The organism is Enterobacter sp. fkY84-1 (assembly GCF_052974705.1).
The window spans coordinates 888,983-915,616 of the sequence record NZ_CP169393.1; the positions used below are offsets into that span (position 1 = coordinate 888,983).

Consider the following 26,634-nt stretch of genomic DNA (forward strand, 5'->3'; position numbering starts at 1 on the left):
TGAACCCTCACACAGCTCCTCCGGGAGCTGTTTTTATATGTTCACTCAGAAAATCGATAAAGGCACGAATGCGCGTACTCACCGCTCTGTCGCTGTAATACACCGCGCTAAAAGGCATTTCCACTGGCAGGCGTTTATCGGCCATCAATTCCACCAGTTCACCCCGCGCAATCTCCTTATCAATCATATAGTCAGACAAACAGGCGATACCATTGCCTTCAAGACACAATTGCTTCAGCGTCTCCCCGCTGTTGGACGACAACCCGCAGGTGATCTCATGCAACTGACCGTCAGGGCAGGCGACGGGCCAGGTATTCAGCGAAACGGGTTCCGTGAAGCCCAGGCACAAATGCTGTTTCAACTCCTCAACCGTCTCCGGTTTGCCATGTTCAGCAATATACTGTGGTGACGCGATAATTTTACGGTAGCTGGCAAACAGCGGGCGGGCCCGCAGGCTGGAATCCGTCAGGGTTCCCGCCCGGATCGCCACATCTACCTTTCGCTCGATGAGGTTAATAAACGTCTCGGACGAGACCAGAGAGAGCGTCATCTCCGGATAGCGTTCACGGAAAGGTTTGATTAGCGGCATCAGAAAGTGCAGCACAACCGGCGTGGCTGCATCAATGCGCAGTAACCCACGCGGCGTGCTGCGGGTCTCCATAATCTCGGTCTCTGCTGCGGCCATCTCCTGCAGTACCGACTGCACGCGGCGAAAATAACGCTCACCTTCCTCCGTCAGGCTCAGCTGCCGCGTCGTTCGGTTGAGCAGACTCACCCCAAGCTTCATCTCCAGCTTTTTTACCGAGCGGCTGATGGCTGAGTTAGCCTGTCCCAGCTGTTCGGCAGCGCGGCTAAAGCTGCCGCTTTCAACCACGGCGACAAAGATTGTCAGCTCTTCTGACGTTGCTTTCATTGTTGCACCACCCGCAAAATTCTATTGAGATTTTGACCATTTTTGTTATTTAAGCACTGGCGCATACTGCCTGTCATCTTAATCCTGATGATACGGAGTATTTTATGCCACTGGCGCTACTTGCCCTGACGATCAGTGCCTTCGCAATTGGCACGACCGAATTTGTTATCGTGGGACTGGTTCCCACCATTGCTAACCAGCTTGCGATCTCGCTGCCCTCCGCCGGATTGCTGGTGTCCATCTACGCCCTGGGCGTTGCTGTCGGTGCGCCAGTCCTGACGGCCCTGACCGGACGCTTTCCGCGTAAGCAGCTGTTAGTTGCACTGATGGTGCTGTTCACCGCCGGCAACGTGCTGGCCTGGCAGGCGCCGGACTACACCACGCTGGTCATCGCTCGGCTGTTGACCGGCCTTGCTCACGGGGTGTTCTTCTCGATTGGTTCCACTATTGCAACCAGCCTGGTACCCAAAGAGAAAGCGGCATCCGCCATTGCGATCATGTTCGGTGGGTTGACCGTTGCACTCGTTACGGGCGTACCGTTGGGCACGTTTATCGGACAACACTTCGGCTGGCGTGAAACGTTCCTGGCCGTCTCCCTACTGGGCGTCATTGCCCTGGTGACCAGCCTGCTGCTGGTGCCGTCGAATATTCCTGGCCGGGCCAGCGCTAGCCTGAGCGATCAGCTGAAGGTACTTACGCATCCGCGTTTGCTGATCATCTACGCGGTTACGGCGCTGGGCTATGGTGGCGTATTCACTGCTTTTACCTTCCTGGCACCGATGATGCAGGACCTGGCGGGCTTCTCTCCCAACGCCGTGAGCTGGATCTTGCTGGGGTACGGTATTTCCGTTGCGATTGGCAATATCTGGGGCGGCAAGCTTGCGGATAAGCATGGTGCGGTACCGGCGCTGAAATTCATCTTCGCCGCGCTGGTTGTTCTGCTAATGATTTTCCAGTTCACCGCCTCGATACAGTACGCCGCGCTGGTTACGGTACTGGTCATGGGGATCTTCGCTTTTGGTAATGTGCCAGGGCTTCAGGTCTACGTTGTACAGAAAGCTGAGCTTTATACGCCAAATGCGGTGGACGTGGCATCGGGGCTGAACATTGCCGCATTTAATATTGGTATTGCGCTGGGTTCAATTATTGGCGGACAAACCGTCGAGCACTTCGGATTGACCCAGACCCCGTGGATTGGCGCGGTGATTGTCCTGATCGCCTTCCTGCTGATTGGCCTGAGCGGACGTCTGGATAAGCCAGCCCGCGTTGCGCTGGGGTAACATCAGTAAGCGCTGGCTTACAAAACTGGAAAGCGGTTTCTCAGAAATTGCGTTGAAAGTGTGGCCTAAAGTCCCTATAACATTAGAACCAGTCCGTTTTCCGGACTGGTTCATGTTACAGAGGCTGTTTCCAAAAGTGCGAAAAAATACCTATGCCATGCGTTATGTTGCCGGAATGCCCGCGGAGAGGATCTTGCCTCCGGGGTCGTTTGCGAGCATCAGTCAGGCATTACCCGCCGGCACACCGTTAAGCAGCGATGAAAAAATCCGCGTACTGGTGTGGAATATCTTTAAGCAGCAGCGTGCGGAGTGGTTATCGGTACTCAAGAATTTTGGCAAAGATGCCCATCTGGTTCTGCTCCAGGAAGCGCAAACCACCCCTGAGCTGGTCCGGTTTGCCACCACTCACTATCTTGCCGCCGACCAGGTACCGGCCTTTGTTCTGCCTCAGCACCCCTCGGGGGTGATGACGCTTTCAGCAGCTCATCCGGTCTATTGTTGTCCATTGCGCGAACGCGAGCCTATCCTGCGTCTGGCGAAATCGGCGCTGGTGACGGTCTATCCACTGCCGGATACCCGTATGCTGATGGTCGTGAATATCCACGCGGTAAACTTCAGCCTGGGCGTGGATGTATATAGTAAGCAGTTACTTCCGATCGGCGATCAGATTGCGCATCACAGTGGGCCGATCATTATGGCCGGTGATTTCAATGCCTGGAGCCGCCCGCGCATGAATGCGCTGTACCGCTTTGCGCGCGAAATGTCGCTGCGTGAAGTCCGTTTTAGCGATGACCAGCGCAAAAAAGCCTTTGGTCGTCCTCTCGATTTTGTCTTCTACCGTGGTTTAAGCGTGCACGACGCCTCTGTGCTGGTGACGCGCGCCTCCGATCATAACCCTCTACTAGTCGAATTCAGTCCCGGCAAACCTGATAAATAATGGTGTGTCAGGTCTGCCGTGGGGCAGACCTGCGCGGGTGCTGCCCTTCTATTTTTAACCCACAAAGGACAGTACGATGACAACAACACACTCCCATCATGACAACGTAGAAAAACAGTTTGGTTCTCAGGCAAATGCCTATCTGAGCAGCGCCGTGCACGCTTCAGGTCGCGATCTGGTGCGTCTCGGTGAACGTCTGTCGGCATTCCCGCAGGCGCACGTGCTGGATTTAGGCTGCGGGGCAGGGCATGCCAGCTTCACGGCTGCGCAGCAGGTGGCGCACGTAACCGCATATGACTTATCCAGCCAGATGCTGGAGGTGGTTGCTGAAGCGGCGAAAGCGAAGGGACTGGGCAACATCGATACGCGCCAGGGCTATGCCGAATCCTTACCTTTTGATGATGCCTCGTTTGAGGTGGTGATCAGCCGTTATTCCGCGCACCACTGGCATGATGTTGGCCAGGCATTACGCGAAGTCAAGCGCGTTCTGAAGCCGGGTGGCATCTTCATTATTATGGATGTCATGTCGCCTGGGCATCCGGTACGTAATATCTGGCTGCAGACGGTGGAAGCGCTGCGCGACACCTCCCATGTGCAAAACTACGCCAGCGGAGAGTGGTTATCGCTGATCACGGAAGCTGGGCTGATCGCGCGTTCGTTAATCACAGACCGTTTACCGCTGGAGTTTAGCTCGTGGATTGCGCGTATGCGCACCCCGGAAACATTAAGCCAGGCTATCAGGCTGTATCAGGAGAGTGCGTCGGCAGAGGTGAAGGCATACTTTGAACTGCAGGACGATGGTTCATTTACCAGCGATACCATCATGGCTGAAGCGCAAAAAGCGGGATAAACAAAAAAGGCACCGAGGGGAATCGGTGCCTTTTTATCTTTCGGTCGTGTTATCAGGAGTCTGGCGTCGCGCTGTTCTTCACAAACAGCGTTAGCTGGTCGCCCGGTTTCAGATTGTCAGTATCGTTGTTCCAGCGCATCACATCTTTGATGTTCACGCCGTGACGTTTTGCGATACTGGACAGCGAATCACCCTTACGCACGCGATAGGTAATGCTATCGCTGTTGCTGGCGAGACGCTGTGCGCTGCTACCTGCACCCACCGTCAGAGTTTGACCCACTTTCAGGCCTGAACTGCGCAGGTTATTCCACTGCTGCAGATCTTTCGCATTCACGCCAAGACGTGACGCAATGCCCGAAAGCGTATCACCTGAACGAACCTTATAGCTGCGGCTGTTAACTGATGATGCATCCGCGATCAGCGTTGACTGAACGGCGGCGATTTCACCCGAAGCTAAAGACTCACGTAACTGCTCAGCATGTTTCTGCGGAACCATTACATACTGCGGGCCACTCGCCCCCAGCGTTGAGCCTTTAACGCCAGCATTAAAGGTTTTCAATTTACTTACCGACATACCCGTCATATCAGCAACCTGTTGAATATCAACCGGATTGCTGAGGCGAACGCGCGCCAGTGCACGACTTTCGTCTGGTGTTGGCAGTTGTACACCGTAACGCTTGCTGTTCTTGAGAATATCGCTCAAAGCCAGCATTTTCGGTACGTAAATCTTTGTTTCCTGTGGCAGTGAGAGCGACCAAAAATCGGTGGATTTACCCCGTGCTTTATTCGCTTTCATTGCCTTCAGTACACGACCTTCGCCGCTATTGTACGCTGCGACCGTTAACAGCCAGTCGCCGTCAAACATCTTGTTCAGACGTTGCATCATGTCGAGAGCGGCTGTCGTTGAAGCGACAACATCGCGACGCGCATCATAGTTGCGGGTCTGTTTCAGACCATAGTTTCGCCCGGTGCTCGGAATGATCTGCCAAATGCCTGCGGCATTGGCGCCAGACGTCGCGTGTGGGTCAAAAGCGCTCTCCACTATGGGTAGGAGTACCAGCTCCATAGGCATGTTACGTTTCTTAACTTGCCCGGCTATCCAGTACATATACGGCTCTGCCCGTAACGTTACATCGTGGAGATAGCTCTTATTACTTAAATACTTCTGTTTCTGTTCGCGAATCCGGCTGTTTTCCGGAATTCCCATCTTTAGCTCGTCGCCAATAGAGGTCCACAAGTCTTGCTCCTGCGCGAAAGATGTCCCATCGTCCATCCAGCGCGCCGAACTTGTAAACTTCCCTGCTTCCCCTTGACCAGCTGCAGAAAGGCTCTGTGCGTGCTGTTGTACGTTGCTGCCGTTCTGCGACTGGCAACCTACAAGCAGGACAGAGGCGAGTAATATCGCTTTTGCCTTCATGTGTGTGTCAATAGTTGCTTAAAAGACGAGCGATGATAACGGCGAATTTTTGAAAAGGCAACCAGCAATTATCTGAAGTTATCTTTCTTTGACCTTAACCATGCAAATCGCTGTTCTGGTTGTTGCAAATTTGTTTCTTGGTTAATTTTGCTAATTAAATCAATATCATCTGTTCGCAAAAATAAATTAATTTGGCGCTCGTTTTTCAGAATTACGGGGAGTGTGTTTTGGTTTTTTGCACGTAACTCCTTCACTTTGTGATAATAATCCTGAATCGCCCGATCCTCAGGCAACAGGCTGACGGCAAACTTCATATTCCCTAATGTATACTCATGCGCGCAACAAATAACGGTGTCATCGGGTAATGCGTTAATCTTCTGTAAAGACTGATACATTTGCGCTGGTGTTCCTTCAAACAGCCTTCCGCAGCCTCCTGAGAACAGCGTGTCACCGCAAAAAAGATAAGGCTTACTGTAGAAACACAGATGTCCCAAAGTGTGACCCGGTGTGGCAAATACGGAAAACTCCCACTCACGTATGAGGATTTTTTCGCCTTCTTCGACTACTTGCGTGACACCCTTATCTTGTGCCTCTGACGGTCCGTAAACCACAACATGCGGAAAATGGGTACGCAGTTCAGGTACACCGCCCGTATGATCGTTATGGTGATGCGTCAACAGAATGGCTTCCGGCTGCCAGCCGTTCTCTTCTATTGCGCGCAGTACGGGGGCGGATTCTCCGGGATCGACAATGACGCATCGACGTTCATCGTCAACCAAAACCCAGATGTAATTGTCCTCAAAAGCAGAAATACTGATAAGATTCATACATTACCTCTTATAGCGTGGCGGGTGTGTTGATGAAACCGGCAAGGATACCTCAGACTGTCGCAGCACCGGAACGTTGGGCGGAACTGCCCTGGGGTGAATACTATCGCGAGGCGTTAGAGCAACAGCTGAAGCCCTGGCTCGCGAAAATGTATGGCTTTCACCTGCTTAAGATTGGCAATCTCAGCGCGGAAATCAATACCGAAAGCTGCGCTATCTCGCATCAGGTGAACGTCTCTCTCGGCGGATCGCCGGTTCAGGTGAAAGCAGACCCGTTACATCTGCCGTTTGCGGAAAAATCCGTTGATGCGTGTTTGCTCGCACATACGTTACCCTGGTGCAGCGATCCGCACCGTCTGCTTCGCGAAGCCGATCGCGTGCTGATTGATGACGGCTGGCTGGTGCTGAGCGGATTCAACCCGCTGAGCCTGATGGGCCTGCGAAAGCTGGTACCGGTGCTGCGCCGGACGCCGCCTTACAACAGCCGGATGTTCACCATGATGCGCCAGCTCGACTGGCTGTCACTGCTTAACTTCGAAGTGCTCTGCTACGGCGGCTTTCAGGTGCTGCCCTGGGCGCGGCAGGGGGGCGTCTTGTTGAGCACGCATTTGCCTGCCTTAGGCTGCATGCAGTTTATCGTCGCGCGTAAGCGAACCATTCCCCTTACGCTTAATCCCATGAAGCAGAGCAAATCGAAAACGCCGATCCGCCAGACCGTTGGCGCCACGCGGCAGTACAGAAAGCCCTGATCAGGATTCAGGCTGATAGCCCGCGTCCTCATGCGCAGGGTTAGCGGCTGCCGCACGCGCCAGTTCGTCACAGCGTTCGTTTTCCGGATGACCGGCGTGCCCTTTAACCCACTCCCACTTAATCTGGTGCTGGCCCAGGGCGGCATCAAGCCGTTTCCAGAGATCGACGTTCTTGACCGGTTTCTTATCGGCAGTCTTCCAGCCGCGTTTTTTCCAGTTATGGATCCACTGGGTAATTCCCTGACGAACGTACTGGCTGTCGGTACTTAACACCACGTCACAATGTTCTTTTAACGCCTCCAGCGCCACAATGGCCGCCATGAGCTCCATCCGGTTGTTGGTGGTCAGAAAATAGCCTTCGCTAAAAGTTTTTTCATGCTGGCGATAACGCATAATCGCGCCGTAGCCGCCGGGACCCGGGTTGCCGAGACAAGATCCATCGGTGAAAATTTCTACCTGTTTACGCATCTCTGGTAGACTTCCTGTATTTGAAACGTTCAGTTAAACGATAAGTCTGACATAAATGACCGCTATGAGCACTGCAATTACTCGCCAGATCGTCCTCGATACCGAAACCACCGGTATGAACCAGATCGGCGCGCACTACGAAGGGCATAAGATCATTGAGATCGGTGCCGTTGAAGTGGTGAACCGTCGTCTTACGGGGAACAACTTCCACGTCTATCTCAAGCCCGATCGGCTGGTGGATCCCGAAGCGTTCGGCGTTCACGGTATTGCCGATGAGTTCTTGCTGGACAAGCCGACTTTTGCGGACGTGGCTGACGAATTCCTGGAATACATCAGGGGCGCTGAGCTTGTTATCCATAACGCCTCGTTCGATATCGGCTTTATGGATTATGAATTCAGCAAGCTTAATCGTGATATCCCGAAGACGAACACCTTCTGTAAGGTGACAGACAGTCTGGCGCTGGCGAGGAAAATGTTCCCCGGCAAGCGTAACAGCCTGGATGCACTGTGTTCGCGCTACGAGATAGATAATACCAAACGAACGCTCCACGGGGCGTTGCTCGATGCCCAGATCCTCGCCGATGTCTATCTGACGATGACCGGTGGGCAGACGTCTATGAAGTTCAGTATGGAAAATGAGTCGCAGCAAACGCAGGGCGAAGCGGGTATTCAGCGTGTCGTCCGTCAGGCAAGTCGGCTGCGGGTTGTTTTAGCCAGTGATGAAGAGCTGCTTAATCACGAATCCCGTCTTGATCTGGTGCAGAAGAAGGGCGGCAGCTGTCTCTGGCGTGCCTGAAAAAACGCCGGAACGCCTGTAAAATCATCGTTTGGGCGATTTTTGCAGCAAACGATTCAAAACGCGAGAAAAAGCGTTGACGAGATCGGAGGCGCACCGTAATATGCGCCTCGTTCCCCAAACGGGAACAGTGGAGCGGTAGTTCAGTCGGTTAGAATACCTGCCTGTCACGCAGGGGGTCGCGGGTTCGAGTCCCGTCCGTTCCGCCACTATTCAGAAGGCCTGAGTCAGAAATGATTCAGGCCTTCGTCGTTTCAGCCAGCTGTGATTCCATTCCCTCTCTTCTGACTTGTAGTTAACAAAAAGTTAATATCAATAGTGCAATTAATTAACAATTGCACATCATTAGTGCATTCTTTGCACTGTTATTGTGCGTTTTTCCACCACCGGCTATTCAGGCACGAGTCAGATTGTGTCTCTCTGTAAAAAAGAATTCATACAGAATCATCTGCTTATAACCCGCTATGCAAAAAATTACTGAACCAATTGCAGATTGGTTTGGTTATTGCTTAATCACTAGCACGATAAGCGTCATTCCATATCAATAACTTATCGTTAATAAAAATAAAGCAATGATGAAAGCGAGCGAACCAATATGGAAAAACCGTCACGGTTTCTGGCAAATTCCAGCACCGCGCTTGAACAGCTGCGCGGGCTAATCAACCAGCACGAGTCAACACCAGGCACTCCGCTGCCCACGGAACGTGAGCTGTCGGACACACTCGGCGTAGGACGACGTGAAGTGCGTCGCGCGCTGGACGTGCTGGAAGAAGAGGGGCGCATCTGGCGTAAGCAGGGCAAAGGGACCTTTATCGGCCCGGCTGCACCCGTTGAACCGCTGGCCCTTCAGGGATTGGTTCAGCAAACCAACCTTCTGGAAGTGATGGAAGCTCGTCTGCAGCTCGAACCCGGCTTAGCCCGGCTTGCGGCACTGCGTGCCACCAGGGAAAACCTTGCGCTCATGCAGCGCATGCTGGAACGCATCGACAAGGTCAGCCCGGATGACCGCGATCTCAACGAACTGTGGGATAGCGCCTTTCACCGCGCCATTGCGGAAGCGGCTGGTAATCGCCTGATGCTCGGCCTGTTTGATGCCATTGATGCCGTGCGGCGTGAACCGGGCTGGCAGCATCTGCGCGAGCTGGCACGCACCCCCGAGCGTGTCGATAGCTATAACGACCACCATCACAAGATCATGGCTGCCATTATCCATCGCCAGCCTAACGAGGCCGCGACCGCGATGCGCGAACACCTGCTTAGCCTGCAAACCGCCCTGATTCAGGCGATCCACCTCGAGGACGACTTCACGCCATGACGACAATCCCCTTCAAGGACGCCACGCCCGTATTGCAAGTAAAAAACCTCAACGTTACGTTCGCGGGCTCGCCGGTAAGCGTGCTTGACGGTATCTCGTTGACCGTCAGGGCGGGCGAAACGCTGGCGCTGGTGGGAGAATCCGGCTGTGGGAAAAGTATCACCTCCCTGGCGCTGATGGGGTTACTGCCCGCCAGCGCACGGATCGTCAGCGGGGAGATGCAGTTTCGTCGCCACGATCTGCGCAAGCTCTCGCCGCGGGAATATGCCGATCTGCGCGGTAGCGAGCTGGCGATGATTTTCCAGGAGCCGATGACCTCGCTCAATCCGGCGTTTACGCTGGGCGATCAGCTGAGCGAGGCGATTATGCGTCATCAGGACGTCTCGCGCGCAGAGGCGATGAAGATCGCGCTGCAGATCCTCGAGAAAGTGCAGATTCCGGCACCAGAGATGCGATTGAAAGCCTATCCCCACCAGCTTTCCGGCGGCATGCGCCAGCGCGTGATGATAGCCATGGCGCTGATCAATCATCCTAAATTATTGATTGCCGACGAGCCGACCACCGCGCTCGACGTCACCATCCAGGCGCAAATCCTCGCCTTACTCAACACCTTGAAAGAGGAAACCGGCACGGCGGTGCTGATGATCACCCACGATTTAGGCGTGGTGGCCGAAGTGGCGCAGCAGGTGGCGGTGATGTATGCCGGACAGGTGGTAGAGCAGGGAAGCGTCGAGGCGATATTTGCCGACCCGCAGCACCCGTACACCATCGGCCTGATGGGCTCGATCCCCTCCCTTAGCGCACGCAAGGGCCCGCTTTCCACTATTCCCGGATCGGTCCCGCTGCCGGAATCCATGCCGCAAGGCTGCCGTTTCGCAACGCGCTGCCCGTTTGCGCAGTCGCGCTGCCATGATGAAAAACCGCCGCTCACCACGCTCGGCGCGGGCCATCGGGTTGCCTGCTTCCGCGTGCCGCTCGAACACCACATCGCCCTGGGAGAGACCGCATGACCACGCCCATTCTGGAAGCTCGGGACCTCAGCAAGCTGTTCCCCGGCCTGAAAAAACTCTTTACCCCGGCCCGGTTCGTCACGGCGGTCGATCGCGTGTCGCTTGCCGTGATGCCGGGCGAAACGCTGGCGATTGTCGGCGAGTCCGGTTCCGGAAAATCCACGCTTGGCCGCCTGCTGCTGCGCCTGCTGGCCGCCAGCGAAGGGCGCGTGTTTTATCAGGGGGAAGAGATCACCCACGCCTCGGGCGCGCGGCTCAATCAGCTCCGCCGCGAGCTGCAGATCATCTTCCAGGATCCCTTCGCCTCCCTGAACCCGCGCATGACGGTGGAGCAGATCGTCGGTGAGCCGCTGTGGCTGCACCAGAACATGAAGAAAGGGGACCGGCAGTACCGCGTTGCCGAACTGCTTAAGACCGTGGGCCTGCCCGCCGCCTGGGCCGGGCGCTACCCGCACGAGTTTTCCGGCGGGCAGCGCCAGCGTATCGGCATTGCGCGCGCGCTGGCCTCAGGACCAAAGCTGCTGCTGGGCGATGAGCCGGTATCCGCGCTGGATGTGTCGGTGCAGGCGCAGGTGGTCAATTTACTGGAAAGCCTGAAGCACCAGCTGGGGCTGACGATGGTGATTGTCGCCCACGGTCTGGCTGTTATTCGCCATATGAGCGACCGCGTGGCGGTCATGTACCTCGGGCAAATCGTCGAGCTTGCCAGCGTCGATGAGATCTTTGACGCACCGCTGCACCCCTATACCCAGGCGCTGATCGCCTCGGCGCCGCAGATGCAGCCGGGCGCTGAACGCGACGCGCCGCTGCTGCAGGGGGATTTACCGAACCCGGCCAGTCCGCCGTCCGGCTGCCGTTTCCACACCCGCTGCCCGTACGTCACTGACGAATGCCGTCAGGTCGAGCCGATTAATCAGGTGCTCGACGGCGGGCGTCAGGTTGCCTGTCATCGCTGGCAGGAGATCAACCGCGATCGCAGCGTTATCCAGATCGCACCGCCATCCGCTGCTTTTCTGCGCCGCCGCGCGCTGTTTGAACACGCGGCCACCCACTCGTCCCTTCCTTCAAGGAACTCATGATAATGACAATGCGTAATTCTCTTTTGACCGTACTGGGAAGTGTTATGTTGCTTGGCGCGGCGCTGCCCGCCCATTCTGAAAGCGTGCTGCGTATTGGCCTGGGGGCTGACCCGGACATGCTCGACCCGCATCTGGCGCGCACCTACTATGGCCGCTTCGTCTTTGCCTCCCTGTGCGACAGGCTGGTGGATGTGGATGAAAACCTGAAGGTCGTCCCCGGTCTGGCCAAAGACTGGGCGTGGAGTGATGACGGTAAAACCCTGACGCTCAACCTGCGCGAAGGCGTGACCTTCCACGACGGTGAGAAATTCGATGCCGCCGCGGCAAAATACAACCTCGACCGCGCCCTGACCTTAAAAGGCTCCCTGCGTAAAAGCGAGGTCTCCTCCGTTGAATCGGTCGAGGTCACCGGTCCGATGCAGATTGCCCTGCACCTGAAAACGCCCGATGCCGCGCTGCTGATGCAGCTCACCGACCGCGCGGGCGCGATGATGGCCCCTGAAGCGGCAAAAAAGCCTGACTTTGCCGCCCATCCGGTCTGTTCCGGCCCGTATAAATTCGACAGCCGCGTGTCCCAGGACCGCATCGTTCTGACCCGCTTCGACAACTACTGGAACAAAGACGCCTACCACTTCGACAAAATTATCTATCTGCCGATCCCGGATGCCTCCGTGCGCCTCGCGAACCTGCGCGCGGGCGATCTTGATCTGACCGAAGGCATCGCCGCCAGCGATGTTAAAACCGTCGAAGCCGACAGCAAGCTGGCGCTGGCGAAGGTGACCGGTCTGGGCTATCAGGGCATCACTTTCAACATCAACAACGGCAAGGTGCCCGCCAACGATCCGTTCAAGGACGCTCGAGTACGCGAGGCGTTTTCTCAGGCCATCGACCGCGATGCGCTAAATCAGGTGGTCTTTGAAGGGTTGTATACGCCAGCCAACCAGGCGTTTTCCACGGTGAGTCCGTATCACGTCAACCTGCCGGTCCCGCCGCGTGACGTCGATAAAGCCAAAGCCCTGCTCAAAGCGGCAGGCGTCACCGCGCCGCTGACCGTCAACCTGCTGGTCCCGAACAACCCAACCTCGCAGCAGGTGGGGCAGGTGCTGCAGGCGATGGTCGCCGAGGCGGGCTTTAACCTGAACCTGCAGATGACCGAATTCGCCACGCTGCTGGACCGCCAGCAGAGCGGGGACTATCAGCTGAGCTTCTCCGGCTGGTCGGGGCGCCCGGATCCGGACGGCAGCATCTACGGCTTTATCAACAGCAAAGGCACCCTGAACGACGGCCGCTACAGCAACGCGCAGGTCGATGAGTGGCTGACCCAGGCGCGCCAGAGTACCGACCAGGCCGCGCGCCAGCCGCTGTACGACAAGGTGGTGAAGCAGTTGCAAACCGACATGCCGATTGCCTACCTCTACTTCGAGCCGCGTATTTTTGGCCTGAACAAAAGCGTGCAGGGCTTTAAGCCGTACCCTGACGGCATCGTGCGTCTGGCCGGTTTGACGCTGGCGAAATAAACGTCCTGAGGAGAGCCCATGCTGGAACTGATTTGCAAACGTCTGCTGCTGGCCGTCCCGACGCTGTTGCTGGTGAGCATGATGGTGTTTGGGCTGCAAAAGCTGCTGCCCGGCGACCCGCTGATCGCCATGGCAGGCGAGGAGCGCGACCCGGCGGTCATCGCTCAGCTGCGTGCGGAGCTGAACCTCGATGCCCCGATCCCGGTGCAGTATTTCCACTGGCTGACGCGGGCGCTGCAGGGCGATCTGGGCGTCTCCTTACGCACGCACGAGCCGGTGACGCAGCTGATTGCCAGCAAGCTGCCGGTGACGCTTGAGCTGTCGCTGCTGGCGATGATTATCGCGCTGGTGTTTGGCATCAGCATGGGGATCCTCGCGGCGGTGAACAAAAACAGCTGGGTCGATCACGGGGCGAACTTCGTGGCGATCTCGGGGATCTCGATCCCGCACTTCTGGCTGGGGATCCTGTTGATTCTGGTCTTTTCGGTAAACCTGCAGTGGCTCCCCGCGTCCGGCTACGTGCCGTTCAGTGAAGATCCGCTCCAGAACCTGCGCACGCTGCTGCTGCCCGCGTCCGTGCTCGGAACGGGCCTGGCGGCAACGCTGATGCGCCACACCCGCGCCTCGATGATTGCGGTACTGAAGGCGGACTACATCCGCACCGCGCGGGCGAAAGGGCTGCTGCCGAAGGCGGTGATCTTAAAGCACGCCTTTCGCAACGCGCTGGTTCCGGTGATCACCCTCACCACGCTGCTGTTTGGCGAACTGCTGGGCGGCGCGGTGCTGACCGAGCAGGTGTTCACCATTCCGGGCTTCGGCAAGATGATCGTCGATTCAGTATTTAACCGTGATTACGCGGTGGTGCAGGGCGTGGTGCTGATCGTCGCCATCGGCTTCCTGATGCTCAACCTGCTGGCCGACGTGCTTTACGTCCTTATCAACCCGAAAATGCGAGGCTAACGATGGCGGAAATGACGACCCAAACCGTTGTGCCCGCACTGCCGCGGGCGCAAAACCGGGTATTGAAAAAATTCCTCGCCAATAAAAGCGCGGTCATTGGCGCGGCAGTGGTGGGGTTCTTTGTGCTGGTGGCGCTGCTGGCGCCGTGGATTGCCCCGTTCGACCCGGTCAAAGCCAACTTCCTGGCGGTGCGCAAAGCGCCGTCGGCGATGTACTGGTTCGGCACCGACGAGCTGGGGCGAGACATCCTATCCCGCATTATCTGGGGAGCGCGCACCTCGCTGATGGCGGGCTGTATGTCGGTGGTTATCGCAGTGGTCATCGGCGTGCCGCTGGGGCTGGTGGCGGGTTACTTCCAGAAGATGTGGGACGGCGTCATCTCGCGCGTGATCGAGGCGCTGCTGGCCTGCCCGTTCCTGATCATGGCGATCGCGCTGGGGGCGTTTTTGGGCCCGAGCCTGACCAACGCGATGATCGCCATCGGCCTTTCCGCGATGCCGATCTTCGCCCGCCTGACGCGCGGCCAGGTGATCGCCATTCGCAACGAAGAGTACATCGACGGCGCGCGGGCAATTGGCCTGCCGGATCGCTGGATCATCATCAAATACGTTCTGCCCAACGTGATGTCGCCGATTCTGGTGCAGGCCACGCTGGCGATTGCCTCGGCGATAATCGCTGAAGCCAGCCTGTCGTTTTTGGGGCTGGGACAGCAGCCGCCCAATCCGTCCTGGGGCTCCATGCTCAACACCGCCAAAGGTTTTCTTGAGCAGGCCCCGTGGATGTCCATTTTCCCCGGCGTGGCGATTTTCCTTGCCGTGCAGGGCTTTAATTTACTCGGCGACGGGCTGCGCGATGCGCTCGATCCGCGCCATGACTAAGGAGTCATGATGACCAAAGCGCTAGATTTTACGTCCGGTTACGCTTCACGCCGCCCGCCGATGCTGGGCCATAACGCCGTTGCGACGTCTCAGCCGCTGGCGGCGCAGGCGGGGATGAAGATGCTGCAGCTGGGCGGGAATGCCGTGGATGCCGCCATTGCCGCCGCCATGGCGCTGACGGTGGTCGAGCCGACCGGCAACGGCATCGGCAGCGACGCCTTTGCTATCGTCTGGGACGGTGAAAAGCTGCACGGCCTGAACGCTTCCGGTCGTTCGCCTGCGAGCTGGCATGCGGATCTGTTTGCCGGAAAAACCGCGGTGCCGGAAATCGGCTGGGACGCGGTGACCGTGCCGGGGGCGGTATCCGGCTGGGTCGCCCTGGCGGAACGCTTCGGCACGCTGCCGCTGACCACCCTGGCGCAGCCCGCCATTGACTACGCGCGCAACGGCTTCCCGGTCTCCCCGCTGATTGGGCATCTCTGGCAGCGCGGCTATAACAAGCTGAAAGATCAGCCGGGCTTCAGCGCCTGTTTCGCCCCGGAAGGCCGCGCCCCGCGCGTGGGGGAGATCTTCCGTAACCCGGCGCAGGCGAATTCGCTTGAGCTGATTGCCCGCACCAACGGCGAAGCCTTTTACCGCGGTGAGCTGGCGCAGAAAATTGCCGCCTTCGCCAGAGAGCATGGCGCGCACCTGACGGCCGAGGATCTGGCCAACCACCGCGTGGACTGGGTAGAACTGCTGTCACGCGACTTTGCGGGCGGCTCGGTGCAGGAGCTGCCGCCAAACGGGCAGGGGATCGCCACGCTGATTGCGCTCGGCATTCTTGAGCAGTGCGGCATTGAGAAGCATCATCCGGATTCCGTGCAGTCTCTGCATCTCTCTATCGAGGCAATGAAGCTGGCGCTGGCGGATCTCGACCGCTACGTGGCAGACGAAGCACACATGGCGATCGCGGCGAAAGAGCTGCTGAGCGACCATTACCTGAAGTCACGCGCGGCGCTGATCAACCACGACAGCGCGTCCGATTTTGTCTACGGTTCCCCGACGCAGAGTGGCACGGTCTACATCAGCACCGCGGACGCCAGCGGGATGATGGTCTCGTTTATTCAGTCCAACTATATGGGCTTCGGTTCAGGCATTGTGGTGCCGGATACCGGGATCAGCCTGCAAAACCGGGGCTGCGGCTTTGTGCTGGATCCGAAGCACCCGAACGCGCTGGCGGGCAGCAAGCGCCCGTTCCACACCATCATTCCGGGCTTTGCGATGGACGGCAACGGCCAGCCGCTGATGTCCTTCGGCGTGATGGGCGGCCCGATGCAGGCGCAGGGGCACATGCAGATGGCGCTACGCATCATGCTGCACGGGCAAAACCCGCAGGCGGCAATCGATGCACCGCGCTGGCGCGTGGTGCAGGGCAGGGAGGTGATCGTTGAATCGACGTTCGATCGCAACACGATTGCCGCGCTGCGCGAGCGCGGGCATCAAATTGTGGTGGAAGATCCGCTTCAGGATTACAACTTCGGTGGTGCACAGGTGATTTACCGCCTGCCGGAAGGACACTACGTGGCGGCGACGGAAAGCCGCAAAGACGGGCAGGCGTTGGTGAGTTAAAAGAAGCGAGCAACATTGGTAGGCCGGGTAAGGCGTAGCTGCCACCCGGCTTTTTTTTCACTCAATGCTAAAAGGATCCGCATCCTGCCACGCCGGAAACTTCTCCCGGTACTCCTTCAGCGCCGTTAACGATAATTCGGCATCAATACGCGTCGCCTGATGTGGCTCGGCGGTGGCAATAATCTCGCCCTGCGGATTCACCACCCGGCTGTCGCCGCGATAGTGATGCCCGTTGCCGTCCGTTCCCACGCGGTTACAGCCCACCACGTACGCCTGGTTCTCAATCGCGCGCGCCACGAGCAGCGACTGCCAGTGCAGGGAGCGCGGTGCAGGCCAGTTGGCCACATATAGCGCCAGGTCGTAATCGTTGCGGTTACGCGACCACACCGGGAAGCGCAGGTCGTAGCAGACCAGCGGCAGAATACGCCAGCCGCGCCACTCGAACACCACGCGTTCGTTACCGGCTTCATAGTGATGGTGCTCATCCGCCATACGGAACAGGTGGCGCTTGTCGTAGAAATGCACCTTTCCTTCCGGCTCGACCAGCAGGAAGCGGTTCACCGGGCCGCGCTCCGTTTGCAGCGCGGCGCTACCGGCGATCAGCGCGTTGGTCTGCTGCGCTTTGGCATGCATCCATGCAACCACCTCATCCTGCGGCATTGACTGTTTTGCCGCTTCCATGGCGAAGCCAGTGGTGAACATTTCCGGCAGGACAATCACATCACGTCCGGTAATGTCTTCGAGTTGACGATCAAAGTGGCGCAGGTTGGCGGGGCCATCCATCCACACTAAAGGTTGCTGCAAAATAGAAATCTTCAGACCAGGCACGATACAGGCTCCTCAAACGACCACTTTTTGACACTGTAGCACGACATAACGAGAAAATGTGGCAATAAAAAACCCCGCGCGAGGCGGGGTTTAGGTAAGCGAAACGCGTTATGCCGCTTCAGGTTTGCGGTGCTTCTCCGGCAGCTTTACCGGCTGCGTCGCCAGCTCGTCCGGCTCGAAATCATCCACGTTAATACTGCGCAGACGGCTCTCTTCGGCTTTCACCAGCAGAGCGGCCTCATCTTTATTGATAATGCCACCGGCGAGTGCCTGTTTTGCCAGTTCGTCCAGACGGGTAAACGGCAGGTTTTTGCCCAGCTGTTTACAGATCTTCTGGTGAATCGGATCGGCGGCCATCACGTCAAGCAGCGCTTCTTCCAGCAGACCCACCGGGTTATGCGGCGTCGGTGCCAGGTACTGGCCGCGGCCGATGCGGGAACGGGTTGCGCTCGGAACCTGCAGGATCTTCGCCACTTTGTGGTCCAGCCTGTCGGACGGTGCCAGATGGTGACGACCGGTCGGGAAGATCACCACGCGCAGGGCGCCTGCCACGAAGCGGTTCGGGAAGTTCGCCAGCAGATCGTCAATCGCCTGTTCAGCCTGATACAACGCATCCTGCACGCCCCAGTGCACCAGCGGCAGATCCGCTTCCTGACGGCCTTCATCGTCGTAACGTTTCAGGACCGCAGAGGCCAGGAAGATCTGGCTCAGCACATCGCCCAGACGGGCAGAGATACGTTCGCGACGCTTCAGGCTGCCGCCCAGCACCGCCATGGAAACGTCAGACAGCAGGGCCAAGTTGGCGCTCAGACGGTTCAGATGCTGATAATAACGTTTGGTTGCATCGCCGGTTGGCGTCGAACTGGTAAGGCCGCGCGTCAGGCCCAGCCAGAAGCTGCGCACCTTGTTGCTGCCCACGTGACCGATATGTTTGAACAGCAGCTTATCGAAGGCATCCACGTCGTTGTTCTGCGCAGCGGCCATCTCTTCCAGCACGTATGGATGGCAGCGAATTGCGCCCTGACCGAAGATCATCATGCTGCGGGTCAGGATGTTTGCCCCTTCCACGGTGATGGCAATCGGTGCGCCCTGATAGCCGCGCGCCAGGAAGTTGCCTTCGCCGAGCATAATGCCTTTACCGCCCGCGATATCCATCGCGTCAATAATTGACTGCTGCGCGCGGTGGGTACAGTGGTACTTCACAATGGCCGACAGTACGGCCGGTTTTTCGCCCAGCATAATGCCGTAGGTAATCAGCGTGGCGGCAGCGTCCATTACGTAGGCGTTGCCCGCGATACGCGCCAGCGGCTCTTCGATACCTTCCATCTTGCCGATGGAGATTTTGAACTGACGGCGGATGTGCGCGTAGGCACCAATCCCCATCGCCACCGACTTCAGACCGCCGGTTGAGTTCGACGGCAGGGTAATGCCGCGGCCCACCGACAGACATTCCACCAGCATACGCCAGCCCTGACCGGCCATTTTTGGACCACCGATGATGTAATCAATCGGCACAAAGATATCCTGGCCGCGGGTTGGACCGTTCTGGAACGGCACGTTCAGCGGGAAGTGACGACGACCAATCTCAACGCCCGGGGTGGAGGTTGGGATCAGCGCACAGGTAATGCCCAGATCTTCTTCGCCGCCCAGCAGTCTTTCCGGGTCAGAGAGCTTAAAGGCCAGACCCAGCACGGTGGCGATAGGGGCCAGCGTGATATAACGCTTGTTCCAGGTCAGGCGCATGCCCAGCACCTGCTCGCCCTGCCACTCGCCCATGCAGACCACGCCGGTATCCGGAATCGCGCCCGCATCGGAGCCTGCTTCCGGGCTGGTCAGCGCGAAGCAAGGGATTTCCTGACCGCGTGCCAGACGCGGCAGATAGTGATCTTTTTGCTCTTCCGTACCGTAATGCTGCAGCAGTTCGCCTGGGCCTAAGGAGTTAGGCACGCCAACGGTAATCGCCAGGATGCCGGAAACGCCTGCCAGCTTTTGCAGCACGCGAGCCTGAGCGTAAGCGGAGAATTCCAGACCGCCGTACTCTTTCTTAATGATCATCGCAAAGAAGCGATGCTCTTTCAGGTACGCCCACAGCTCTGGCGGCAGGTCGGCCATTTCATGGGTGATAGCAAAGTCGTTCGCCATACGGCAGGCTTCTTCTACCGGGCCGTCAATAAACGCCTGCTCTTCCGCGGTCAGACGCGGCTGCGGGTAGTTATGCAGCTTTTTCCAGTCCGGATTACCCTGGAACAGGTCGCCTTCCCACCAGGTGGTGCCCGCATCAATCGCTTCTTTTTCAGTACGCGACATGGGAGGCATCACCTTGCGGAAGCCTTTGAACACCGGTGCAGAGATCATTGATTTACGCATCGGGGCAAAGTTAAACGGCAGAAGGATGATGGCAAGAGGGACTAAAAGCCAGATAGTCCAGAGACCTGCGACGCCAAGCGCAGCCGTCCAGGCCAGAAGAATCAGGCTGCTCAGGAATAAACTTACGCGGTGATAGAACAACACACCGAGCAGAACAACGGTTGCGAGAATGCTCAAAATCATCATAAAGAAAAGCTCCCTTGCTTGTAGGAGGTCTGACCACTTGTGATGATATGGTTGTAGTTGATGTTATTTCCTTTAGCAATGTGTTTACAAAATAATTACAACCTGGTTCACATTGTTCGCGTTTTACCCGGCACGAAAAAGCAAAACGCCGGACGTTTCGCATGGCTTTAGCTTCTCGCTTTTCCCGCTATCCGGTACACTCCACTGTGTTATTTCATCAATACTGAAGGATTATCCTCATGTACCAGGATCTTATTCGTAACGAACTGAACGAAGCGGCGGAAACGCTGGCGAACTTTCTGAAAGATGATGCCAATATTCACGCTATTCAGCGCGCGGCGGTCCTGCTGGCCGACAGCTTCAAAGCGGGTGGCAAAGTGCTCTCCTGCGGTAACGGCGGCTCTCACTGTGACGCGATGCACTTCGCAGAAGAGCTGACCGGACGCTATCGCGAAAACCGTCCTGGCTACCCGGCGATTGCGATTTCCGACGTGAGCCACATCTCCTGCGTAGGCAACGACTTCGGTTACGACCACATCTTCTCTCGCTACGTTGAAGCGGTAGGCCGTGAAGGCGACGTGCTGCTGGGGATTTCTACCTCCGGCAACTCCGGTAACGTGATCAAAGCGATCGCCGCCGCGCGTGAAAAAGGGATGAAAGTCATCACCCTGACGGGCAAAGATGGCGGTAAGATGGACGGTACGGCGGATGTTGAAATTCGCGTTCCGCACTTCGGTTATGCTGACCGCATTCAGGAAATTCACATCAAAGTGATCCACATCCTGATCCAGCTGATCGAAAAAGAGATGGCTAAGTAATACTTCGCTGGGGGGCGCCGGTGCCCCCCGCTGTTGTGGAGGTGATGTATGTGCGAACTGCTCGGGATGAGCGCCAATGTGCCAACCGATATCTGCTTTAGCTTCACCGGGCTGGTTCAGCGCGGTGGGGGAACCGGGCCGCATAAAGACGGCTGGGGCATCACCTTCTACGAAGGCAAAGGGTGTCGCACGTTCAAAGATCCACAGCCCAGCTTTAACTCACCGATTGCCAAACTGGTGCAGGACTATCCCATCAAGTCCCGCTCGGTGATCGCCCATATTCGCCAGGCTAACCGTGGCGAAGTGGCGCTGGAAAATACCCATCCGTTTACCCGTGAGCTGTGGGGGCGTAACTGGACCTACGCGCACAACGGGCAACTCACGGGCTATAAGTCGCTGGAAACGGGCAATTTCCGCCCGGTAGGCGAAACCGACAGTGAAAAAGCCTTCTGCTGGCTGCTGCACAAGCTGACGGAGCGCTATCCCCGCACGCCAGGCAATATGGCCGCCGTGTTTAAATACATCGCAACGCTGGCGACCGAGCTACGTGAAAAAGGCGTGTTCAACATGCTGCTCTCTGACGGCCGCTATGTGATGGCGTTCTGCTCGACGAATTTGTTCTGGATCACCCGACGTGCGCCGTTTGGCGTGGCAACGCTGCTCGATCAGGATGTGGAGATAGACTTTCAGAAGGAGACCACACCGAACGATGTGGTCACTGTTATTGCAACGCAGCCGCTGACGGGCAACGAAACCTGGCAAAAGATTATGCCAGGCGAGTGGGTGCTATTTTGTCTCGGGGACCGTGTAATTTGACGCCAGCTGTGGATGGACAACTTCGTGGCTCAGCGGCTTGCTGACCACGTAACGGCCATCCACAACCGAGACAACAGGCGGCTTGTGAGTCTGCTCGAAGTAGTCATAGCCGGGTTTCAGCTGTTTCCAGAAATCCGCGTAGTACGAGTACTTGTGACGCGCCATGTTGGCATCCGTCATGCGGAACGGATAGATGCTGACCTGAACGTTTGGCTGACCAAAGACCAACGCGCCGGTGACAAACTGGAAAATCTCATCAATGCCGGAATCGGTCATCGCGTAGCAGCCGATAGACACGCAGGCACCGTGAATCATCAGGTATTTACCTTCATAACCGTGTGCACGGTCATAGGCATTCGGGAAACCGATATTGATGGCTTTATAGAAACGGCTGTCTGGTTTGAGCTGGCTACGCTGAACGTTGTAAAACCCTTCCGGACTTTTGAAATCGCCCTGACGCTGTTTTGGCCCTAATCCACCGGAGTAGTTACAGATTTTGTAGCTATCAAGCAGCTGATACGTCTCACCCATTTTTACAAACAGATCGAGAGTGCGTTCTTCCTTGAAGATCTGAATATAAACCGGCGATCCCATTAACTGCTGTTTATATTCTTTGCTGATCGGCGTCGTTGAGCTATTACTGCTGAGCAGTCCGGCAAACGACATGCACGGAATCAGAAGCATCGCAATGAACAATGCGATTTTACGCATACTACTAGTTCCTTGATAAAACCATGACCAACTTGCCAGGACGGCAAAAGAGACCCGAAATCAGATTATTCTGTTAGGAGCGCTCACATTAGCACCGCTATAGATTTTCGCAAGAGCCGGGCGGTGAGTTTACAAATTAGTTTTACTTTATAAACCATCAAAATCGCGATGGCTCCAGGAACTTTGCGCATTAGCTCGCAATTTGGCGCGCGCGACGGCGGATTCGCTGCCCGCGAGAAGGGGAAAATGTTACACTTCGCGGCCACTGGATTGTTGTTCATGGAAACCTGCTAACCACATGTTTAAAATCAAAAAAGGACTTGATCTGCCGATTGCAGGCGTGCCCGCGCAGCGCGTTTCGACAGGCGCAAGTGTCCGTCATGTCGCCATTGTGGGCGACGACTACCTGGGAATGCGACCTTCGATGTTGGTACAGGAAGGCGATCGCGTGATCAAAGGCCAGGCGCTCTTTGAGGACAAAAAAAATCCCGGCGTGATGTTTACAGCCCCCGCGAGCGGCACCGTTGTGGCGATCAACCGTGGCGAACGGCGCGTTCTGCAGTCGGTGGTGATCCGCATTGAAGGCGATGAACAGCGTGAATTCGCCCGTTACGATGCCGCAGATCTCGCGTCGCTGAGCCGTGAGGCTGTTCAGGCTCAGCTTCTGGCGTCCGGCTTATGGACCGCGCTTCGCACGCGTCCCTTCAGTAAATCCCCGGTTCCCGGCACGGAACCGGCCGCGATTTTCGTCACGGCAATGGATACCAATCCGCTCAGCGTGGATCCGCAGCCGGTTATCCTGGCACAGCGCAAAGCTTTTGATGCCGGGCTTACCGTTTTAACCCGTCTGACGTTGGGAAAAGTCCACGTTTGCCAGGCCGGTGGCGGCAAGCTTGGCGGTCATCCTCAGGGGCAGGTCACGTTTAATGAGTTTGCTGGCCCGCATCCGGCGGGTCTGGTCGGGACGCACATCCATTTCCTTGAGCCGGTGAGCCTGACGAAACAGGTCTGGCATCTTAATTATCAGGACGTCATCGCCATCGGTACGCTCTTCACCTCCGGAGAGCTGTGCGCGGAACGCATCATCGCCATCGGTGGGCCGCAGGCTGCAAACCCGCGTCTGGTGAAGACGCTGATTGGCGCGGATATCAATGAACTGCTGAACGAAGAAACCAAGGCAGGCGAAAACCGGCTGATTTCCGGTTCGGTCCTCAGTGGCCGCCATGCCGTGCAGGCGCACGCCTATCTGGGACGTTTCCATTTGCAGGTCAGCATTGTGCAGGAAGGCCGCGAGAAAGAGCTGTTCGGCTGGGTGCTGCCCGGTGCGGAAAAATACTCCGTCACCCGTACCACGCTGGGGCACTTCCTGCGTAATAAGCTGTTTAGCTTCTCGACCAGTACGCACGGTGGCGAGCGCGCTATGGTCCCGATTGGCAACTACGAGCGCGTCATGCCGCTGGATATTCTGCCGACCATGCTGTTGCGCGATCTGCTCGCCGGCGATACCGACAGCGCGCAGGCGCTGGGCTGTCTGGAACTGGACGAAGAAGATCTGGCGCTGTGTACCTATGTCTGTCCGGGAAAATACGAATATGGACCGGTATTGCGCGAGGTGTTAACCCGCATTGAGCAGGAAGGATAACCGATGGGCTTAAAACACCTCTTTGAAAAAATTGAGCCGCACTTTACCGAAGGGAAGCTCAAAAAGTACTACCCGCTGTATGAAGCAACGGCGACCATTTTCTACACGCCGGGGCTGGTGACGAAAGGAGCGGCGCACGTCCGTGACGCCATCGACCTTAAGCGGATGATGATCCTGGTGTGGTTTGCGGTCTTCCCGGCGATGTTCTGGGGGATGTACAACGTCGGTCTGCAGACCATTCCGGCGCTGCACCACATGTACGATGCGCAGCAGCTGGCGCAGGTGCTTCAGTCTGACTGGCACTACCGTCTGGCCCAGTCGTTAGGGGTGAGCTTTGCGCCAGACGCGGGCTGGGTGAGCATGATGACGCTGGGGGCGGTGTTCTTCCTGCCGATTTACATCACGGTCTTTATCGTGGGCGGCTTCTGGGAAGTGCTGTTTGCCATCATCCGTAAACATGAGATCAACGAAGGCTTCTTCGTGACCTCTATTCTATTTGCCCTGATTGTTCCCCCGACGCTACCGCTCTGGCAGGCAGCGCTGGGCATCAGCTTTGGCGTGGTCATTGCCAAAGAGATCTTCGGCGGCACCGGGCGGAACTTCCTTAACCCGGCGCTGGCGGGGCGTGCGTTCCTCTTCTTTGCCTATCCGGCGCAAATCTCCGGCGACCTGGTTTGGACGGCGGCTGACGGTTTTTCCGGCGCGACGCCGCTTTCACAGTGGGCGGCACACGGCGGCGAAACGCTGGTGAACAACGCGACGGGTCAGCCTGTAACCTGGTTTGATGCCTTTATTGGCAACATTCCGGGTTCCATTGGTGAAGTTTCAACGCTGATGATTTTGATTGGTGGAGCGATCATCCTGTTTGGGCGCGTGGCCTCCTGGCGAATTGTGGCGGGCGTGATGATCGGCATGGTGCTGACCGCAACGATGTTCAACGTTATCGGTTCGACCACCAACCCAATGTTCTCCATGCCCTGGTACTGGCATCTGGTACTGGGTGGCTTCGCGTTTGGCATGATGTTCATGGCAACCGACCCCGTCTCAGCCTCGTTTACGGACAAAGGTAAATGGAGCTATGGCGTGCTCATTGGCGCGATGTGTGTCCTGATCCGCGTGGTCAACCCGGCGTACCCGGAAGGAATGATGCTGGCCATTCTGTTTGCCAACCTGTTTGCGCCACTCTTCGATTACCTGGTGGTGCGGGCCAACATTAAGCGGAGGAAGGCGCGTGGCTGAAGTTAAAAATAACGACAGTATCAGCAAAACGCTGCTGGTGGTGCTGGTGCTCTGTCTGGTCTGTTCGATTGTCGTGGCCGGCTCTGCCGTGGGGTTAAAACCCCTGCAGCAGGCGCAACGTGCGCTGGATAAACAGCGCAACATACTGGCCGTGGCCGGGTTGATGCAGGAAGGGATGAGTGCAGACGACGTCTCGGCGGTATTTGCGGAGCGTATTTCACCGCGTCTGGTGGATTTGAAAACAGGCCAGCTGCTGGATAAAGATCCGGCGAAGTATAACCAGGCGCTGGCGCTGAAAGATCCGCAGATGAGCCTGACGCTCGAGGCATCGCAAGATCCCGCCGGGATTAAGCGCCGCAGCAATCTCGCCGAAATTTATCTGGTGCGTGACCCCCAAAAACGCATTCAGGAAGTGGTGCTTCCTGTCTACGGCAACGGCCTGTGGTCAATGATGTATGCCTTTGTGGCGCTTGATACGGATGGCCGTACCGTAAAAGGCATTACGTATTACGACCAGGGCGAAACGCCGGGGCTGGGGGGCGAAGTAGAAAACCCGAACTGGCGGGCACAGTTTATCGGTAAGAAAGTGCTCGACGATAACGGTCTGCCTGCGCTGAAGGTGATGAAAGGGGCGGCACGTCCCGGTGACGACTACGCCGTCGACGGGCTGTCCGGCGCCACGCTCACCTCCAAAGGCGTGCAGCACAGTTTTGATTTCTGGATGGGCGAGCTGGGTTTTGGTCCTTTCCTGAAAAACGTACGTGAAGGAGCGCTGAACAATGGCTGATACCGGTGAACTGAAAGAAGTCAAAAAGGTGCTCATTGGCCCACTGCTGGCCAATAACCCGATCACGCTGCAGGTGCTGGGCGTCTGTTCAGCCCTGGCGGTGACGACCAAGCTGGAAACGGCGGTGGTGATGACGCTGGCGGTCACGCTGGTCACGGCATTTTCGAGCATGTTTATCTCGATGATCCGCCACCACATTCCCAACAGCGTGAGGATCATCGTGCAGATGGCGATCATCGCCTCGCTGGTGATCGTGGTCGATCAACTGCTGCGCGCCTTCGCCTATGAAACCTCCAAACAGCTCTCGGTGTTTGTCGGGCTGATCATCACCAACTGTATTGTGATGGGGCGCGCGGAAGCCTACGCCATGAAAATGCCGCCGCTGGCGAGTTTTATGGACGGTATCGGTAACGGCCTCGGCTACGGTGTGATCCTGCTGACCGTTGGCTTCCTGCGTGAGCTCATTGGCAGCGGTAAGCTGTTTGGCATCACGGTGCTGGACACGGTGCAAAACGGTGGATGGTATCTGCCAAACGGCCTGTTCCTGCTGGCTCCCAGCGCATTTTTCATCATCGGTTTGTTGATCTGGCTGATTCGTACCTTGAGACCAGAACAGCAGGAAAAGGAGTAACC

General features: G+C 57.0%; 25 protein-coding genes and 1 tRNA gene. 19 read left to right on the forward strand and 7 right to left on the reverse strand.

What is annotated here, in order from left to right:
- Positions 1 to 7: 7 nt before the first annotated feature.
- Positions 8 to 913 carry a DNA-binding transcriptional regulator YafC gene (yafC, locus tag ACEPLT_RS04150; RefSeq protein ID WP_021242864.1) on the reverse strand — a complete coding sequence of 302 codons (906 nt, stop codon included), beginning with the start codon at positions 911 to 913 and terminating at the stop codon, positions 8 to 10.
- A gap of 104 nt (positions 914 to 1,017) precedes the next feature.
- Here yafC and ACEPLT_RS04155 point away from each other — a divergent pair, with 104 nt between their 5' ends.
- From ACEPLT_RS04155 to ACEPLT_RS04165, 3 genes are all read left to right on the forward strand, one after another.
- Positions 1,018 to 2,193, forward strand: a complete 1,176-nt coding sequence (locus ACEPLT_RS04155) for an MFS transporter (protein WP_032674203.1) — start codon at positions 1,018 to 1,020, stop codon at positions 2,191 to 2,193.
- Positions 2,194 to 2,329: 136 nt separating this feature from the next.
- Positions 2,330 to 3,130 (forward strand): endonuclease/exonuclease/phosphatase family protein, encoded by an 801-nt coding sequence (locus tag ACEPLT_RS04160; RefSeq protein ID WP_025912579.1) that lies wholly within the window; start codon positions 2,330 to 2,332, stop codon positions 3,128 to 3,130.
- 76 nt (positions 3,131 to 3,206) lie between these two features.
- Positions 3,207 to 3,980, forward strand: a complete 774-nt coding sequence (locus ACEPLT_RS04165) for a class I SAM-dependent methyltransferase (protein ID WP_032674204.1) — start codon at positions 3,207 to 3,209, stop codon at positions 3,978 to 3,980.
- A 52-nt stretch (positions 3,981 to 4,032) separates the two neighbouring features.
- Here the strand turns inward: ACEPLT_RS04165 and mltD are convergent, their stop codons facing one another.
- Together mltD and gloB are read right to left on the reverse strand one after the other, a co-directional pair.
- Positions 4,033 to 5,397, reverse strand: coding sequence for a murein transglycosylase D (mltD, locus tag ACEPLT_RS04170; protein WP_023293221.1), 1,365 nt, complete (start codon positions 5,395 to 5,397; stop codon positions 4,033 to 4,035).
- 68 nt (positions 5,398 to 5,465) lie between these two features.
- Positions 5,466 to 6,224 (reverse strand): hydroxyacylglutathione hydrolase, encoded by a 759-nt coding sequence (gene gloB / locus ACEPLT_RS04175; protein ID WP_021242868.1) that lies wholly within the window; start codon positions 6,222 to 6,224, stop codon positions 5,466 to 5,468.
- Positions 6,225 to 6,256: 32 nt separating this feature from the next.
- Between gloB and ACEPLT_RS04180 the strand changes: the two genes are divergently transcribed.
- Positions 6,257 to 6,973 (forward strand): class I SAM-dependent methyltransferase, encoded by a 717-nt coding sequence (locus ACEPLT_RS04180; protein WP_008500277.1) that lies wholly within the window; start codon positions 6,257 to 6,259, stop codon positions 6,971 to 6,973.
- Here ACEPLT_RS04180 and rnhA read toward each other — a convergent pair whose 3' ends face one another.
- Positions 6,974 to 7,441, reverse strand: coding sequence for a ribonuclease HI (gene rnhA / locus ACEPLT_RS04185; RefSeq protein ID WP_008500276.1), 468 nt, complete (start codon positions 7,439 to 7,441; stop codon positions 6,974 to 6,976).
- Between the two features lie 64 nt (positions 7,442 to 7,505).
- Between rnhA and dnaQ the strand changes: the two genes are divergently transcribed.
- From dnaQ to ACEPLT_RS04230, 9 genes are all read left to right on the forward strand, one after another.
- On the forward strand, positions 7,506 to 8,237 hold the full coding sequence (gene dnaQ / locus ACEPLT_RS04190) for a DNA polymerase III subunit epsilon (protein WP_025912581.1): 732 nt from the start codon (positions 7,506 to 7,508) through the stop codon (positions 8,235 to 8,237).
- 132 nt (positions 8,238 to 8,369) lie between these two features.
- Positions 8,370 to 8,446: transfer RNA gene (locus ACEPLT_RS04195), tRNA-Asp, on the forward strand.
- A gap of 386 nt (positions 8,447 to 8,832) precedes the next feature.
- Positions 8,833 to 9,552, forward strand: coding sequence for a FadR/GntR family transcriptional regulator (locus ACEPLT_RS04200; RefSeq protein WP_021242871.1), 720 nt, complete (start codon positions 8,833 to 8,835; stop codon positions 9,550 to 9,552).
- Positions 9,549 to 10,562, forward strand: a complete 1,014-nt coding sequence (locus ACEPLT_RS04205; protein WP_032674206.1) for an ABC transporter ATP-binding protein — start codon at positions 9,549 to 9,551, stop codon at positions 10,560 to 10,562. Before ACEPLT_RS04200 ends, ACEPLT_RS04205 begins: the two co-directional genes overlap by 4 nt.
- On the forward strand, positions 10,559 to 11,641 hold the full coding sequence (locus ACEPLT_RS04210) for an ABC transporter ATP-binding protein (RefSeq protein ID WP_032674207.1): 1,083 nt from the start codon (positions 10,559 to 10,561) through the stop codon (positions 11,639 to 11,641). The genes ACEPLT_RS04205 and ACEPLT_RS04210 overlap by 4 nt, the downstream gene beginning before the upstream one ends.
- A 2-nt stretch (positions 11,642 to 11,643) precedes the next feature.
- A complete protein-coding gene (locus ACEPLT_RS04215) occupies positions 11,644 to 13,158 on the forward strand; it encodes an ABC transporter substrate-binding protein (RefSeq protein WP_447088333.1) in 1,515 nt (504 codons plus the stop codon).
- Between the two features lie 18 nt (positions 13,159 to 13,176).
- Positions 13,177 to 14,118, forward strand: a complete 942-nt coding sequence (locus tag ACEPLT_RS04220; protein WP_008500268.1) for an ABC transporter permease — start codon at positions 13,177 to 13,179, stop codon at positions 14,116 to 14,118.
- 2 nt (positions 14,119 to 14,120) lie between these two features.
- Positions 14,121 to 14,996 (forward strand): ABC transporter permease, encoded by an 876-nt coding sequence (locus tag ACEPLT_RS04225; RefSeq protein ID WP_032654781.1) that lies wholly within the window; start codon positions 14,121 to 14,123, stop codon positions 14,994 to 14,996.
- A 9-nt stretch (positions 14,997 to 15,005) separates the two neighbouring features.
- Entirely contained in the window at positions 15,006 to 16,607 is a 1,602-nt protein-coding gene (locus ACEPLT_RS04230) for a gamma-glutamyltransferase family protein (protein ID WP_232927814.1), read from the forward strand.
- 57 nt (positions 16,608 to 16,664) lie between these two features.
- Here the strand turns inward: ACEPLT_RS04230 and ACEPLT_RS04235 are convergent, their stop codons facing one another.
- Entirely contained in the window at positions 16,665 to 17,435 is a 771-nt protein-coding gene (locus tag ACEPLT_RS04235; protein ID WP_023343415.1) for an amidohydrolase, read from the reverse strand.
- 108 nt (positions 17,436 to 17,543) lie between these two features.
- On the reverse strand, positions 17,544 to 19,988 hold the full coding sequence (fadE, locus tag ACEPLT_RS04240; RefSeq protein ID WP_063616809.1) for an acyl-CoA dehydrogenase FadE: 2,445 nt from the start codon (positions 19,986 to 19,988) through the stop codon (positions 17,544 to 17,546).
- Positions 19,989 to 20,227: 239 nt separating this feature from the next.
- Between fadE and lpcA the strand changes: the two genes are divergently transcribed.
- Both lpcA and ACEPLT_RS04250 read left to right on the forward strand, forming a co-directional pair.
- Positions 20,228 to 20,806 carry a D-sedoheptulose 7-phosphate isomerase gene (lpcA, locus tag ACEPLT_RS04245; RefSeq protein WP_021242877.1) on the forward strand — a complete coding sequence of 193 codons (579 nt, stop codon included), beginning with the start codon at positions 20,228 to 20,230 and terminating at the stop codon, positions 20,804 to 20,806.
- A 48-nt stretch (positions 20,807 to 20,854) separates the two neighbouring features.
- Positions 20,855 to 21,622: a class II glutamine amidotransferase gene (locus tag ACEPLT_RS04250; RefSeq protein WP_008500262.1), complete on the forward strand. Its 768-nt coding sequence runs from the start codon at positions 20,855 to 20,857 to the stop codon at positions 21,620 to 21,622.
- On the opposite strand, the gene dpaA is transcribed toward ACEPLT_RS04250, so the two are convergent.
- Positions 21,593 to 22,333: a peptidoglycan meso-diaminopimelic acid protein amidase gene (gene dpaA / locus ACEPLT_RS04255; RefSeq protein ID WP_008500261.1), complete on the reverse strand. Its 741-nt coding sequence runs from the start codon at positions 22,331 to 22,333 to the stop codon at positions 21,593 to 21,595. The genes ACEPLT_RS04250 and dpaA overlap by 30 nt on opposite strands.
- A gap of 298 nt (positions 22,334 to 22,631) precedes the next feature.
- Between dpaA and ACEPLT_RS04260 the strand changes: the two genes are divergently transcribed.
- Genes ACEPLT_RS04260 through ACEPLT_RS04275 form a run of 4 tightly spaced genes read left to right on the forward strand, consistent with a single transcriptional unit; the run spans position 22,632 to position 26,632 of the window.
- Entirely contained in the window at positions 22,632 to 23,975 is a 1,344-nt protein-coding gene (locus ACEPLT_RS04260) for a Na(+)-translocating NADH-quinone reductase subunit A (protein ID WP_232927817.1), read from the forward strand.
- Between the two features lie 3 nt (positions 23,976 to 23,978).
- On the forward strand, positions 23,979 to 25,214 hold the full coding sequence (locus ACEPLT_RS04265; protein ID WP_008500258.1) for an NADH:ubiquinone reductase (Na(+)-transporting) subunit B: 1,236 nt from the start codon (positions 23,979 to 23,981) through the stop codon (positions 25,212 to 25,214).
- Positions 25,207 to 26,001: a Na(+)-translocating NADH-quinone reductase subunit C gene (locus ACEPLT_RS04270; protein WP_023293210.1), complete on the forward strand. Its 795-nt coding sequence runs from the start codon at positions 25,207 to 25,209 to the stop codon at positions 25,999 to 26,001. The genes ACEPLT_RS04265 and ACEPLT_RS04270 overlap by 8 nt, the downstream gene beginning before the upstream one ends.
- The gene (locus ACEPLT_RS04275; protein ID WP_008500256.1) at positions 25,994 to 26,632 is read left to right on the forward strand and encodes an NADH:ubiquinone reductase (Na(+)-transporting) subunit D; all 639 of its coding nucleotides are present in this window, start codon (positions 25,994 to 25,996) and stop codon (positions 26,630 to 26,632) included. The genes ACEPLT_RS04270 and ACEPLT_RS04275 overlap by 8 nt, the downstream gene beginning before the upstream one ends.
- The last annotated feature ends 2 nt before the right edge of the window (positions 26,633 to 26,634 follow it).

Coding starts and splice junctions, on each gene's coding strand:
- yafC (WP_021242864.1), bottom strand. CDS start 913: ATGAAAGCAACGTCAGAAGAGCTGACAATCTTTGTCGCCGTGGTTGAA.
- ACEPLT_RS04155 (WP_032674203.1), top strand. CDS start 1,018: ATGCCACTGGCGCTACTTGCCCTGACGATCAGTGCCTTCGCAATTGGC.
- ACEPLT_RS04165 (WP_032674204.1), top strand. CDS start 3,207: ATGACAACAACACACTCCCATCATGACAACGTAGAAAAACAGTTTGGT.
- mltD (WP_023293221.1), bottom strand. CDS start 5,397: ATGAAGGCAAAAGCGATATTACTCGCCTCTGTCCTGCTTGTAGGTTGC.
- gloB (WP_021242868.1), bottom strand. CDS start 6,224: ATGAATCTTATCAGTATTTCTGCTTTTGAGGACAATTACATCTGGGTT.
- ACEPLT_RS04180 (WP_008500277.1), top strand. CDS start 6,257: ATGAAACCGGCAAGGATACCTCAGACTGTCGCAGCACCGGAACGTTGG.
- rnhA (WP_008500276.1), bottom strand. CDS start 7,441: ATGCGTAAACAGGTAGAAATTTTCACCGATGGATCTTGTCTCGGCAAC.
- dnaQ (WP_025912581.1), top strand. CDS start 7,506: ATGAGCACTGCAATTACTCGCCAGATCGTCCTCGATACCGAAACCACC.
- ACEPLT_RS04200 (WP_021242871.1), top strand. CDS start 8,833: ATGGAAAAACCGTCACGGTTTCTGGCAAATTCCAGCACCGCGCTTGAA.
- ACEPLT_RS04205 (WP_032674206.1), top strand. CDS start 9,549: ATGACGACAATCCCCTTCAAGGACGCCACGCCCGTATTGCAAGTAAAA.
- ACEPLT_RS04210 (WP_032674207.1), top strand. CDS start 10,559: ATGACCACGCCCATTCTGGAAGCTCGGGACCTCAGCAAGCTGTTCCCC.
- ACEPLT_RS04215 (WP_447088333.1), top strand. CDS start 11,644: ATGACAATGCGTAATTCTCTTTTGACCGTACTGGGAAGTGTTATGTTG.
- ACEPLT_RS04220 (WP_008500268.1), top strand. CDS start 13,177: ATGCTGGAACTGATTTGCAAACGTCTGCTGCTGGCCGTCCCGACGCTG.
- ACEPLT_RS04225 (WP_032654781.1), top strand. CDS start 14,121: ATGGCGGAAATGACGACCCAAACCGTTGTGCCCGCACTGCCGCGGGCG.
- ACEPLT_RS04230 (WP_232927814.1), top strand. CDS start 15,006: ATGACCAAAGCGCTAGATTTTACGTCCGGTTACGCTTCACGCCGCCCG.
- fadE (WP_063616809.1), bottom strand. CDS start 19,988: ATGATGATTTTGAGCATTCTCGCAACCGTTGTTCTGCTCGGTGTGTTG.
- lpcA (WP_021242877.1), top strand. CDS start 20,228: ATGTACCAGGATCTTATTCGTAACGAACTGAACGAAGCGGCGGAAACG.
- ACEPLT_RS04250 (WP_008500262.1), top strand. CDS start 20,855: ATGTGCGAACTGCTCGGGATGAGCGCCAATGTGCCAACCGATATCTGC.
- dpaA (WP_008500261.1), bottom strand. CDS start 22,333: ATGCGTAAAATCGCATTGTTCATTGCGATGCTTCTGATTCCGTGCATG.
- ACEPLT_RS04260 (WP_232927817.1), top strand. CDS start 22,632: ATGTTTAAAATCAAAAAAGGACTTGATCTGCCGATTGCAGGCGTGCCC.
- ACEPLT_RS04265 (WP_008500258.1), top strand. CDS start 23,979: ATGGGCTTAAAACACCTCTTTGAAAAAATTGAGCCGCACTTTACCGAA.
- ACEPLT_RS04275 (WP_008500256.1), top strand. CDS start 25,994: ATGGCTGATACCGGTGAACTGAAAGAAGTCAAAAAGGTGCTCATTGGC.